Genomic DNA, 11,756 nt, shown 5'->3' with positions numbered 1-11,756 from the left:
ATATACTATGTCAGCAATGGATCTAGGAATTGGAAGTCAAATAAGACATCCAAAATTTGGAAAAGGGGTCGTGGTAGAAGCAGATGCCTCTTACTATAAAATCTATTTCAATTATATAGCAGAAGTAAAGACGATCGCAAGGGACTTCCCGAACTTTGAACTGATTGAGAAGAAGGAAGCGGAATTTCAGCCCATTTCGCTTCGTGATATCGAAACAGCAGTTGAAAATGTAATTAAAAAAAATCAGCCCAAAGAAGAAGTATCAAAGCTTACCATGGCTCAAAAATGGATTAATGGTACAGTAACCCTCAACCCATTCAATCCTGAAATGAGCAATAAAGAAATCCCCATCAAAACATTTTTTCATAAGATCGTCATGGTAAGGGAACGATTGAGAGTTTTAGAACAAAATATCAACAATCATCCCAAGTTAGATGACGAAGATCGCATCCAATTGCAACAATATATCACCCGTTCCTATGGTTCATTGACTACTTTTAATGTACTATTTGCGGATAAAGAGGACCACTTTAAAGGTACTGGAAAGGAAGATTAGAAGAAAAAAGTTGAATTTTACCCAAAAAATACCCTGATCAGGGTATTTTTTTATGTCTTGAACTTCCGTAAGTTTGTCTCGGGTGATTAAGCAACTTTTTTAGATTAAGTTTTTAAAACAATGATAGAGGGGAATAATTAAGACTTATTTTTTACCCCCTCTATTTTATTTTTTATTTGCAGTCAATCACAAACAGTAGTAACTTACAAGCAGATAGCTTGAAAAAATAAACCCAATGGAACTTTACGCCAAAGCATTGTCATTTGCTGTACCTTTTTTCCTGATCCTAATTATCATCGAGGAATTTGCAGCCCGCAAGATGAAAAAGCAAGTCAATACAGGAATGGACACTATTTCCAGTCTGAGTTCTGGAATGACTAATACCCTCAAAAATTTAATGGGCTTGTCAGTAGTGATCGTTTCATACGGTTGGATGGTCGATAAAGTAGCCATATTCCAGATTGAGAGCACCTGGTGGGTCTATCTTATTGCGTTTATAGGAATTGACTTTGCGGGTTATTGGACACATCGATTTGACCATACAGTCAACGCCTTTTGGAATCGGCATATTGTCCATCATAGCAGTGAAGAGTTTAACCTCAGTTGTGCCTTGCGTCAGTCAATATCGGCAATTTTTGGAATTTATTTCTTCCTGTATATCCCTATGGCCTTTATCGGTGTACCTGCGGAAGTAGTCGCTATCATAGCTCCCATCCATTTATTTGCACAATTTTGGTATCATACCCGTCTGATCAATAAAATGGGGTTTCTGGAATATATCTTAGTAACTCCCAGTCACCATCGGGTACATCATGCGATCAATGATAGATATTTAGATAAAAACTTAGCTCAGATTTTCATCATTTGGGATAAACTCTTTGGGACATTTCAAGAAGAATTGGAAGAAGAACCTCCTGTCTATGGGGTAAAAAAACCAGTAAATACTTGGAATCCACTGATCATCAATTATGTGCATCTGTGGGCCTTGGTCCAAGATGCTTGGAGGACAAAAAGCTACTGGGATAAATTGCGGATTTGGTTTATGCCAACCGGTTGGAGACCTGCAGATGTAGCAGAAAAATATCCTTGGGCGTATTGGAAAAATGCATTTGAGCAGGTAAAATACGATAGTAAACCCTCAAAAACCCTACAAATCTGGTCATGGGTTCAATTGGTGATTAGTTTTGCCATGGTATTCCATGTATTGATCGCCTTTGTAAGCTTCCAGTATGTGGAAGTCATGCTTTATGCTACCTTCATGATGGTGTCGATTTTTGCCTATACCAGTTTGATGGACAAATCTAGGATTGCGATCCCAGCAGAACTATTGCGCTTTGCCATGGGGATAGCCCTGATTTATTGGAACGGTGGTTGGTTTGGCTTGGAGGAAATTCTTCCAGGAGCAGCTTTTCTGGTAGGGATTTATCTCACAAGCTCCATGGCAACTACCTTTTGGATACTCTCGAAGGAAGGAAAAGCTAGCGAAGAGGTAAAAACTGCTGAACTGGTTTCTAGTAATTGAAATCAAACGATCAGTTACCAAGAGCTATAGTTTTTGATTGAAAAATTAAAAATTTGAACAGAATTGCATGAGGTAATTCTTCCCTTTAAGCCATGCAATGGAATGGATGAAATAAGCCAATGCCAAACAATCCGGTTTACTACAGGATTGCCTGACATCAGCCTTTTTATTTAAAACTTAGCGGTAAAGCGCCCAAAGAAATGCCTTGGAGCTTGAGCAAAGACGGCAAGTTCATTTCCAACAGGAGCACCATCCGTGAAGTACAACTCATTGAAAAGGTTGTTGACCTCCACTTCAAACGTGTAATGCTTACCTAGTTTGGTCGACACTCTCAGATTGTTCACCCAATATGCCGGGAGAACAAAGTCAGCATTATTAGTGAGTTCCGTAAATGAATCTCCCACATATCTGGAATGTAACTCTACTTGCAAGCGCTTCAAAGGACTATATTGAAGGCGTGCATTCAGAAATACCTCTGGACTGAATGGCGTCCGTATATTGGTAAATACTTCTGAACTTCCTTCCGGTTGAAAACGGCTGATAATGCTTCGCATATAAGTTGCATTACCCAAAAACCGGAATCTATCCGATAGCTTGGTCGACCAATCAAGCTCGACTCCTCTGCGATAACTGTCCTCCTGATTGGCAAACAATTGGAGGAAAAACTGATCCACAAACGCTCCAATAGGTGCGATTTCGTTTTCAAAATCCATGTAGAAGAAATTCACCTGCGCATTGGTCCGCTCGCTGGCAATGCGGTACCCAAATTCATAATTGTTTACAAATTCAGCTCTTACGTTGTTTTGATTTTGGAGAAAATCAATGTTCCCGGCATTGATTTGTACGCCCCCTAGAAAATCTGAGCGGTTAGGTTCTCTTCCTGTGCGGCCAAAAGAACCATAGACATTTTGTAAGGCACTTAGCTGATAGGTCAAGCCGACTTTAGGATTCAAAAACTGCCAGTTATACAAAGGAATAGTCCTGTTTTCTCCTAAAAACTGCGTATCAGGTGTGAATTGGAGGTTGACAAATCTCGCTTGTACATCCCCAAAAAACACCCAATCATGAAAGGTGTAGGCTGCTTTGGCAAAAGCAGAAAACTCATCTTTTACGGAGCGATCTTCATAGTAGGGGCTGGCAAAATTGGGGACAAGTTGTTCGATGTTTTTTCTGCGAAATGTATATGCATGCACCCCAGCACTCAAATCCCAAGCTTCATTGGAATGTTGCAGATTGCTCATCACCCCGTAATGGTTATTGAATAGCGGATAGTTTATTTGTACAAACTGCTCCCCATCCACAAAGCCAAAGGGAAAATCTCCTCCTGCCCCACCGTAATAGATACTGCTGGTCAATGTCGTGTTTTTCGAAACTGTACGAATATGCTCCACCTGTGCAAAAGACTGCCCAAAATCATCCCGATCATCTCTAAAATTCAAGTTCGTTCGGGGGTTTTCTCTCGCTAGAGAGATCGGTACTGGAACATAGCTGAGTTGATTTTTAGTACGTCCATTGAATCCTGTAAATCGGATGATGTCCTTATCGCCAAAATAACCCCCACTGAAGAAAAAGGAATAGGAATCTGTCCCGCTATGATCCCTAAATCCATCCGAAGTAGTCATACTTACCCGGGAATAAAAAGCCATTTTGTTTGGCAAAAGTCCTGTTTTCACTTCAGCGCTTCCCTGCCATGTATTGAAACTTCCCCCGAGCAAAGACACTGTGGTCTCTGGAGCATCTACATTTAAACGCACAGATTCATAACTGATGCTACCGGCATAAGAGGCTGTACCATTGGTACTCGTGCCTACCCCCCTTTGCACTTGGATAGATTCCACACTATTGGTAAAATCGGTGAAATTGCTGAAAAAGACCCCTTGATCAATCATGTCGTTCAGTGGAACACCATTGAGGGTGATGTTAATCCTCCGCTGATCGATTCCACGCATACGCATGGTACCGTAATTGGTGAAGCGTGTGCCCGATTCTGAGTTAGCTTGAATACTTGGGGCGAGGGTTTCCAGTACAAAGGCTCCGTCCTGACCATTAAAAACCTCATTCAGCTCCTGATTTTCAATTGTTTTTTGGGTGATTGGGGCCAACTTATCAGCCCGGATTGCTCTTACCATGACTGCTTCGGATAGTATGGTACTTTCTACCAAGGTGAAATTGAGTTGGAGGTTTTCACTTAATTCGATAGTCTTTCGCTGTGTTTGGTAGCCTATAAAACTTACCTCGAGTATCAGAGAGCCTTTCGGCACACTTGGCAGTTGGAAGGTCCCATCGGTAGAGACCACAGCACCCAGTTCGAGGGATGAAATGAACACGTTTGCCCCAGGGAGAGGCTCTTTTTGTTCATTGATAACTTTTCCTGAAATGGAAAATTGGGCTTGGGCGCTCGATACAAGGGCCCAAAGGCAAATCATGAGTAGTTTTTTCATGGATGACAAAATTGTTAGGTTTTAGAAGCAGGGGCTTCTTTCCTGTACAGTTCCTACGGCCGCATTATCGGCATCAGGTCATACGGGTCTGTTCTCAGCCTTTCTTTTAGAGAAAAGCACCCCTTTTGTCTGAATTAGTTAGATAAATAGAAATTGGTAAATATCGGTTCTTTCATAAGGTTTGTAAGTTCTTCTGCTGTTATCAGTTCCTTACTTTTCAACCAGTGAATAAATTCGGTCCAGCGTTCTTCCTGCATCAGCCCCCAATCTCCCGCTTCATCAAAATAGTAGGGATTAATGGCTACTTGGCTATTGATCAAGAAATCTTTGTCGGCTAATTCCGCAAGATCCTCCTGCTTGTAAAGTGCATCTACTGCCAATTGAGGGTTTTCTTTAAGTAGCTGAAAACCTTTCTTACTTGCTCGAAGGAATTTTTTGTAAGTCTCTGGATCTTCGGCTAAAAGCTCAGGGTGGGCCAGTAAAACAGGGGAATATCCATAGGGTATCTTGTAATCCTTGAGATAAAATGCGTTTAATTCCACTTGCTTTTTGTTAGCCATCACACCTTCCCAAGGCATAAAAACCCAAGTAGCGGCAGCCTTTCCTTCCAAAAGGGTATTCCAAATACCCAGTTTTTCAGGGACAATCTTGATATGCTCTCCTTTTCCGCCATCAGTCTTGATCATTTCTGCAACGATATGATCTTCAAAGCGGGCATTATAACTCGCATATTCCTTGCCGTCTAATTGACTGATACGATCCAAACCCGAAGATTTCAGACACACGATGGCACTGGCATCACGTTGCAAAACTGCAGCAATAGCCATCAAAGCGGGTTTTTCGGGATTAGCACGGTAGGCGATCACACTTTCTGAAGGTGCCATGGCCAAATGCACTTCCTTAGCTGCCAGCAAACTCGCTGGTGTACGTGCATAATTGTCCTCCGAGGTAGACCGCAAGTGCACGTCCAGACCTTCTTGGGCATAAAATCCCTGTTGTGCTGCTACAAAGAAGCCACTGTGGTTGGTATTGGCAGTCCAATCCAACGCTAGGATAAATTTTTTCATGAGGTACTAAGTTGTGAATTCAATAAATGAACTGGAACAAAAGCTGTCAACGGACATCAACTTTTGTCTCGAAACTCATCGATTGATTCGGTTAAATGAATAATTCCTACGCCCGCATTACCGGGTTCAGGTCAAAGGGTATGATCTCAGCCCGCTGTATTAAGGCACCCCTATCACTTGATGCAAAGAACGTAAGTTTTGTGAAACTCTGCAAAGATCCGTATTGAAATCACCAACAATTATTTATTTAGTGTATTTTTGATCTTATGAACAAATAAACTTTAATTCATGCGAAACCTGACTTTTCCTCTTTTTCTAATCCTTTGTCTAGCTGCATGTGCAACTAAATCCACAGAAAACATACTAACAGCTAATACTCCTAACATTTTCTTGGACACCGTCTACATGGAAAGTGGGGAGGATGTGATTTTTTTTACCTTCAATGGGCTAGGTGTATCAGACCTATCAGAGGATGGTCGCTATTTATATAATTTTGATTTCAAAACTCCCGCACTTGAGGTCTTTGACCTGGAAACATATACCCTATCCGAACGAATTTTATTTGAAAAAGAAGGCCCTAATGGTGTAGGAACCCTTGTTTATGATTTTAATCGAATAGGAAGATCACTTTTTTTTCTAGGAAGCAGGGACTTCAACTATGGCCTATTCAATCTGAAAGCAGAAAAAATCCGGAATATCCCTTTTGAAGGACTTGAAAAAATCTGGGGAAAGCCTGTTTCGATGAATCAAGGAGAAGTATTGAACGAATCACCCTTGATGCTTGGAGGACATTTCACCATGTGGTCTACAGATGGCGGACAAAATGAAACTCAATTAGGCGTTTGGAATATAGATGAAGAAAAGATGGACACCTATCAAATGGGTCAATGGTTTGATGTAGCTCAATTTGAATCTACTATGACAAGTGCCTCTTATGACATGCCAGTAAAGTCTTATTGGGTTACCGTAAAAGCAGTTCACGGAAGGATGCTTGCCAGCACCAATGTAACCTCCGACCTGATGGTGTATCATGAAGGAGCTTTTGAGAAGAAAAGCATATCCCACCAGTTGATCCCTTCCCAAAATTCCTTTAAACTTTCCCCACAATACGATAGCCAAAAGGCTTTTGAAAATGATTTTAAAAAGTCCCAAGAATCTATAAATTTTTCACACCCTGTATGGGATGCTACCCTTGAACGTTTCTATAGATTTGCCTATCAAGCTATTCCTTCTTCAGAGGAGAGCTATAAGGTGTATTTGGTTGCTATGAACAAGAATTTTGAACTCTTGTGGGAAATGGAAGTACCCGTATTACGCAAGAGACCTAACTTCCACTTTGTCAAAGATGGTGAAATCTGGATGTTTGAAAATATCCAAGATGAGGTGGCATTTATACGGATCCGCATGGAGGATTAAAATAGTAGCTAGCAATCTGATCAAAAACCAAAATGAGTCATATTTCAAGTTTTATGACTCAGAATTTTGTGTGTTTTTGAGTTATAAGTTTGAAAAATTATCTTTCTATCAATCCAACAAGTCGAGCCACAGCCACAAGTGATTTACAGGAATTAGTGCCCTTAAATGTTTTACAAAAGCTGGGAGAATTAAAGAGCACACGATAGTATCTTAAAATAGGAATTAATTTTGAATTATACCCTAAAGGGTATAGAGATGTTTTTTCAATAACTTTTATACCCGATATGGTATAAAAATAAAATAATCGCTAAATTTACACCCTATAAGGTATAATCTATGGATTTAGCGAAGTTTGTGAAAGAAAAACGACAGGCTGTACAATTAACACAAATTGAACTAGCTCAGAAAACGGGTGTAGGCCTGAGGTTTCTTAGGGAGTTAGAACAAGGAAAAGAAACATTACGAATGGACAAAGTGAATCAAGTTCTTTCGATGTTCGGTCATAAACTAGGTCCTATTCAAAAAACACCAAATGAGTAATAGAAGTGCTAAGGTATGGATGCATGGATACTTTGCAGGAATCTATGTACAAGATGAAATAGGCTATCATTTCACCTATGATCCTACTTATCTTAGTATAGAGGGGGTACAACCCATAAGTTTGACTTTACCACTTCAAGAGACAAGTTTTCATTCATTGACGATGATCCCATTTTTTGACGGATTGATTCCGGAAGGTTGGTTATTGGATATAGCAGTAAACAATTGGAAACTCGATCCACGTGACCGAATGGGACTATTATTACTTTGCTGTAAGGATACGATTGGCGCAGTCAGCATCGAACCACTTAGTAAATAGTATATGGAAAATAAGTGTCTATATTGTTATCAGTCTTTATTAGATACCGAAAAAGACTACCATGTCAAGTGTAGCAAAAAGATATTCGGATTTTCTCAAGCGCCAGAATTACCTTATTCAGAATCACAGCTAAATGATTTAGCAAAAATTACCATTGCAAATCAAACAGGTCTGACTGGAGTGCAAGCTAAACTATCTTTACACATTTCGTCTGAGAGAAATACACCTAAGAAGTTTACTATCGTTGGCTTATGGGGAGGGTATATTTTGAAACCTGCTTCTTTACATTATCCACAACTTCCAGTAGTAGAAGATTTAACCATGCATTTGGCTGAGCTTGCTAAAATAAAAGTGGTTCCTCATGCACTTATCCGGTTAAAATCAGGCAATCTAGCTTATATCACCAAAAGAATAGATCGATTGAAAAAATCGAAGATTCATATGGAAGATATGTGCCAGCTTTCTCAACGGCTAACGGAGGATAAATACAGGGCTTCCTATGAACAAATCGCCAAAATCATCAAGTTATATTCCAAAACCCCTGGATTAGATCTAATCAATTTCTATGAACAGGTATTGTTTAGCTTCTTGACGGGTAATGCAGATATGCATCTTAAGAACTTCTCCTTGATTTATCAACCTGATTTGGGCCCGGTATTGAGTCCAGCCTATGATTTAGTGAATACAGCTATTGTAAACCCTGCCGATCCCGAACAGTTGGCATTAACCCTTAACGGGAAAAAGAATCGAATAAAAAAAGCTGATTTTATAAAAGCATTTGATGGAGCGGGAATATTAGCCAAACAGCAAGAATATTTGTTTGACAACATGATGAAATCAAAATCCTCCTGGTTTGAAAGAATCGATATCAGTTTCCTTTCAGATGATTTTAAAGCATCTTATAAGGAGTTGATTCATGAAAGGTTTGAGATTTTAAAATAGTAGATGGTTCCACAGCTATTTCAGCCTATCTTCATCTTAAGTTTAATCAACTACCAAAACTGAGTGCATTATTAAATCTGATTCTCAAAAATCAATATTTAAAGCATCCACCATCTCCACCCAACGCTTCATCTTTTTTTGGATGACTTTCCAGTGATGCTGATCTTCTTCGGTAATCAGTGAAATCGCCTCTCCCTGCATGCCTGCCCTACCGGTTCTACCAATCCTGTGGATATAATCTTTGGGTGAGCGGGGTAATTCAAAATTGACCACATAAGGCAAGGCCTGAATGTCAATTCCTCGTGCCGCCAAGTCAGTGGCTACAAGTACCCGAACTTTCCCTCCCTTGAACTGTTTCAGGGCTTCCATACGTGCCCCCTGACTCTTATCCCCATGAAATGCCATGGCTTGGATGCCATGTTTGTTGAGTTTGGTGGTCAAGTTATCGGCAGTACGAATCGATGAAGCAAAAACCAACACTTGTTGCCAATTACCTTCTGAAATCAAATGTCTTAATAGGGGGCCTTTTTTCTCTTGCGTGATCAAATAAGCCGTCTGATTAATCAAATCCGGCGTGACCTCTTCTGCTTGTATCTCAATCTTCAAAGGATTTTTTAACAACTTCCCGATCAAACCTTCGACTGTCTCATCCATCGTGGCTGAAAACAAGATGTTTTGACGCTTCTTAGGCAGGCGAGCAAGGATTTCATCCAACTCTAATTTGAACCCCAGACTCAATACCTTATCTGCTTCATCCAAAACCAAGGTTCGTAAGCGATCAAGGGTAATGGCATTTTTAGCAAGCAGATCCAACAAACGCCCCGGAGTCGCCACCAAGATATCCGTTCCATTCAAATTCATCATCTGAGGATTGATGGAAACCCCTCCGAAGACTGCCATACTTTTTACTTTACGGGGCAGATGTTTTCCAAAAAATCGAACAACCTCTTCTACCTGCGCAGCAAGCTCCCGAGTGGGGACAATCACCAATATCGGGATAGACCGTGTCCGATGATTTTCGATCCCTTGCAAGTCCTCCAAAATCGGAAGTATGTAAGAAGCTGTTTTCCCTGAACCAGTTTGTGCCAACCCCAACAAATCCCGCTTTTGAAGAATAGCCGGAATTGCCTCTACCTGTATAGGATATGGGGCTTCATAATTGGCTTGATTGATGGCTTGTACTAGAGATGGGGATAAACCGAGATCGGAAAAATTCATACGTTGACTGACTTTTATGCAAAGGTAGTCAATTTACAATGAAGGTTTGCATAAAGAAGCTTCCCACGAATGCACTAAGGCACCAAGAGATTTCTTATTTTGTACCTCAGAGCCTTCGTGGGGAAATTTTAATAACCTTTCTATGCAAATGCTTGATCGATGGCTGGACTTGGCTGAGTAAAATATTGTGGCCCATTTTCGGTCATATAAAAGCAATCTTCCAAGCGTACGCCAAACTCCCCGACGATATAGATACCTGGTTCATTGCTAAAACACATCCCTGCCTGAAGAGGAGTATCATTTCCCCTCACCAAATTGGTCCACTCATGCCCATCCATACCAATTCCATGGCCTAAGCGATGGGAAAAATATCGGTAATCCGGACCGAAGCCTGCGCTATCGATAACCGCTCGTGCTGCTGCATCTAGTTGCTCGCAGGTCGTACCAGGTTGTTTGGCCAATTCAAAAGCCGCTGTCTGTGCTTCTTTTACTACGCCCCACACTTCCTTCTGTCTGTCATTGTGCTCTCCAAAAACAATGGTTCTGCTGATATCGGATTTATAGCCCTCCACTGTACAACCACCATCAGCAAGGATAATAGCTCCCGGTTTGAGCACCTGCGTTTTGCTACTGCCATGAGGGAAGGCTGACCACTCTCCAAAATTAGCCCCGATGGAACCGTTAAAGCCTAATTTCTTATGGGCATCTGCTGCAATATCCCGGAAGTCATATTGATTCATCCCCTCTTCCAAAGAATCAAACAAGATTTTGTAGGCTTCAATAGTAGCGGTATTTGCAGCTTGCATCAAGGCAATTTCCGCTGGGGACTTGTACATGCGACAGCCTGCCGTCACTCCATCCCCATTGACAAAATTGAGTCGGGCTGTTTCGTTTTTGATCCCTTCATACAGGAAAAAGCGGCAGCGTTCCTCCATGGCAATTTTTTGATTGGGGGTACCTAAATCCTTTAACAATTTTGCGGTCAGCGCATAGGGACTTTCATGTTCCTCCCATGTCAAGACCTGATTCCCAAACTTCACCAACTCCTCCACTTTATCCCGCTCAAAACCTGGACAGATATAGGAAATATCCCCTTTTGCAGGAATAACCGCAGCAACCATGCGCTCGGAAAGGAAGAAATCAAAATCCAAGAAGTACTTCATGCTAGTTCCTGGTTCTAGGAAAAGTGCATCGATTTTTTGCTCTTGCATCAACTGCTGAGCCTTGGCTATTCTGGACAAGCGCTCCTCTCTGCTGATAGGCTGAATCGCCAAATTCAAGGGTTGAATGACACTGGATGGTGGAGGTAAATCCTGATTTACAGAAGTGGAGCAGGCAAAAGCAGGCAAGGCTAATGCCGGAGTGAGGGATACCCATTTGACAAATGATCTTCGGTTAAGTTTCATGATTGTGTGGTTTTTCAGAAAAATAAAAAATTCCAGCTGACTTTACTTCCTCATTCCTATTCATTTACTCCTGAATTACACCAAAGGTCAAAAACCCTAGTCAAAAAGTTTTTGCAAATGTTCTCCGCTTTACCGTATTTAGGGGCAGTAAAGGAACTTTAGCTCAGTTGGTTTAGAGCGCTGCCTTGACAGGGCAGAGGTCGTGGGTTCGAATCCCTCAAGTTCCACTTTTTTTAGACTTTAAGAAGCGAGAAACGAGAGAATAGACTCGATTTTCCGAAGAACTGAAGATCCTATTTTTAGAGGCGAGAAACGAGAGAATAGACTCG

10 protein-coding genes, 1 tRNA gene and 2 riboswitches are annotated in these 11,756 nt (G+C 41.1%); of the genes, 7 read left to right on the top strand and 4 right to left on the bottom strand.

Annotation, left to right across the window (positions count from 1 at the left end; translation table 11 throughout):
• Positions 1-7: 7 nt before the first annotated feature.
• Both IPZ59_RS07050 and IPZ59_RS07045 read left to right on the top strand, forming a co-directional pair.
• A complete protein-coding gene (locus tag IPZ59_RS07050; protein ID WP_236139166.1) occupies positions 8-556 on the top strand; it encodes a hypothetical protein in 549 nt (182 codons plus the stop codon).
• A gap of 235 nt (positions 557-791) precedes the next feature.
• Positions 792-2,078 carry a sterol desaturase family protein gene (locus tag IPZ59_RS07045; RefSeq protein ID WP_236139165.1) on the top strand — a complete coding sequence of 429 codons (1,287 nt, stop codon included), beginning with the start codon at positions 792-794 and terminating at the stop codon, positions 2,076-2,078.
• Positions 2,079-2,248: 170 nt separating this feature from the next.
• On the opposite strand, the gene IPZ59_RS07040 is transcribed toward IPZ59_RS07045, so the two are convergent.
• Positions 2,249-4,519, bottom strand: coding sequence for a TonB-dependent receptor (locus IPZ59_RS07040; RefSeq protein ID WP_236139164.1), 2,271 nt, complete (start codon positions 4,517-4,519; stop codon positions 2,249-2,251).
• 34 nt (positions 4,520-4,553) lie between these two features.
• Positions 4,554-4,653, bottom strand: a riboswitch (TPP riboswitch).
• Positions 4,654-5,586, bottom strand: coding sequence for an ABC transporter substrate-binding protein (locus tag IPZ59_RS07035; protein WP_236139163.1), 933 nt, complete (start codon positions 5,584-5,586; stop codon positions 4,654-4,656).
• An 87-nt stretch (positions 5,587-5,673) separates the two neighbouring features.
• Positions 5,674-5,768, bottom strand: a riboswitch (TPP riboswitch).
• A 106-nt stretch (positions 5,769-5,874) separates the two neighbouring features.
• Between IPZ59_RS07035 and IPZ59_RS07030 the strand changes: the two genes are divergently transcribed.
• From IPZ59_RS07030 to IPZ59_RS07015, 4 genes are all read left to right on the top strand, one after another.
• Complete coding sequence (locus IPZ59_RS07030) at positions 5,875-7,002, top strand: DUF4221 family protein (RefSeq protein ID WP_236139162.1); 1,128 nt, start codon at positions 5,875-5,877, stop codon at positions 7,000-7,002.
• 336 nt (positions 7,003-7,338) lie between these two features.
• Positions 7,339-7,542 (top strand): type II toxin-antitoxin system Y4mF family antitoxin, encoded by a 204-nt coding sequence (locus IPZ59_RS07025; protein ID WP_189579248.1) that lies wholly within the window; start codon positions 7,339-7,341, stop codon positions 7,540-7,542.
• Positions 7,535-7,861 carry a HipA N-terminal domain-containing protein gene (locus IPZ59_RS07020; RefSeq protein ID WP_236139161.1) on the top strand — a complete coding sequence of 109 codons (327 nt, stop codon included), beginning with the start codon at positions 7,535-7,537 and terminating at the stop codon, positions 7,859-7,861. Before IPZ59_RS07025 ends, IPZ59_RS07020 begins: the two co-directional genes overlap by 8 nt.
• Positions 7,862-7,864: 3 nt before the next feature.
• Positions 7,865-8,803, top strand: coding sequence for a HipA domain-containing protein (locus IPZ59_RS07015; RefSeq protein ID WP_236139160.1), 939 nt, complete (start codon positions 7,865-7,867; stop codon positions 8,801-8,803).
• Positions 8,804-8,887: 84 nt separating this feature from the next.
• Here IPZ59_RS07015 and IPZ59_RS07010 read toward each other — a convergent pair whose 3' ends face one another.
• Together IPZ59_RS07010 and IPZ59_RS07005 are read right to left on the bottom strand one after the other, a co-directional pair.
• A complete protein-coding gene (locus IPZ59_RS07010) occupies positions 8,888-10,021 on the bottom strand; it encodes a DEAD/DEAH box helicase (RefSeq protein ID WP_189579250.1) in 1,134 nt (377 codons plus the stop codon).
• Positions 10,022-10,161: 140 nt separating this feature from the next.
• Positions 10,162-11,427 (bottom strand): M24 family metallopeptidase, encoded by a 1,266-nt coding sequence (locus IPZ59_RS07005; protein ID WP_236139159.1) that lies wholly within the window; start codon positions 11,425-11,427, stop codon positions 10,162-10,164.
• Between the two features lie 152 nt (positions 11,428-11,579).
• Between IPZ59_RS07005 and IPZ59_RS07000 the strand changes: the two genes are divergently transcribed.
• Positions 11,580-11,654: transfer RNA gene (locus IPZ59_RS07000), tRNA-Val, on the top strand.
• Positions 11,655-11,756: the final 102 nt, after the last annotated feature.

The sequence above is a fragment of the Mongoliitalea daihaiensis genome (assembly GCF_021596945.1).
GTDB lineage: Bacteria > Bacteroidota > Bacteroidia > Cytophagales > Cyclobacteriaceae > Mongoliitalea > Mongoliitalea daihaiensis.
Note: the sequence above shows the minus strand (reverse complement) of the source record. Positions and strands in the feature narration are given on the sequence as shown.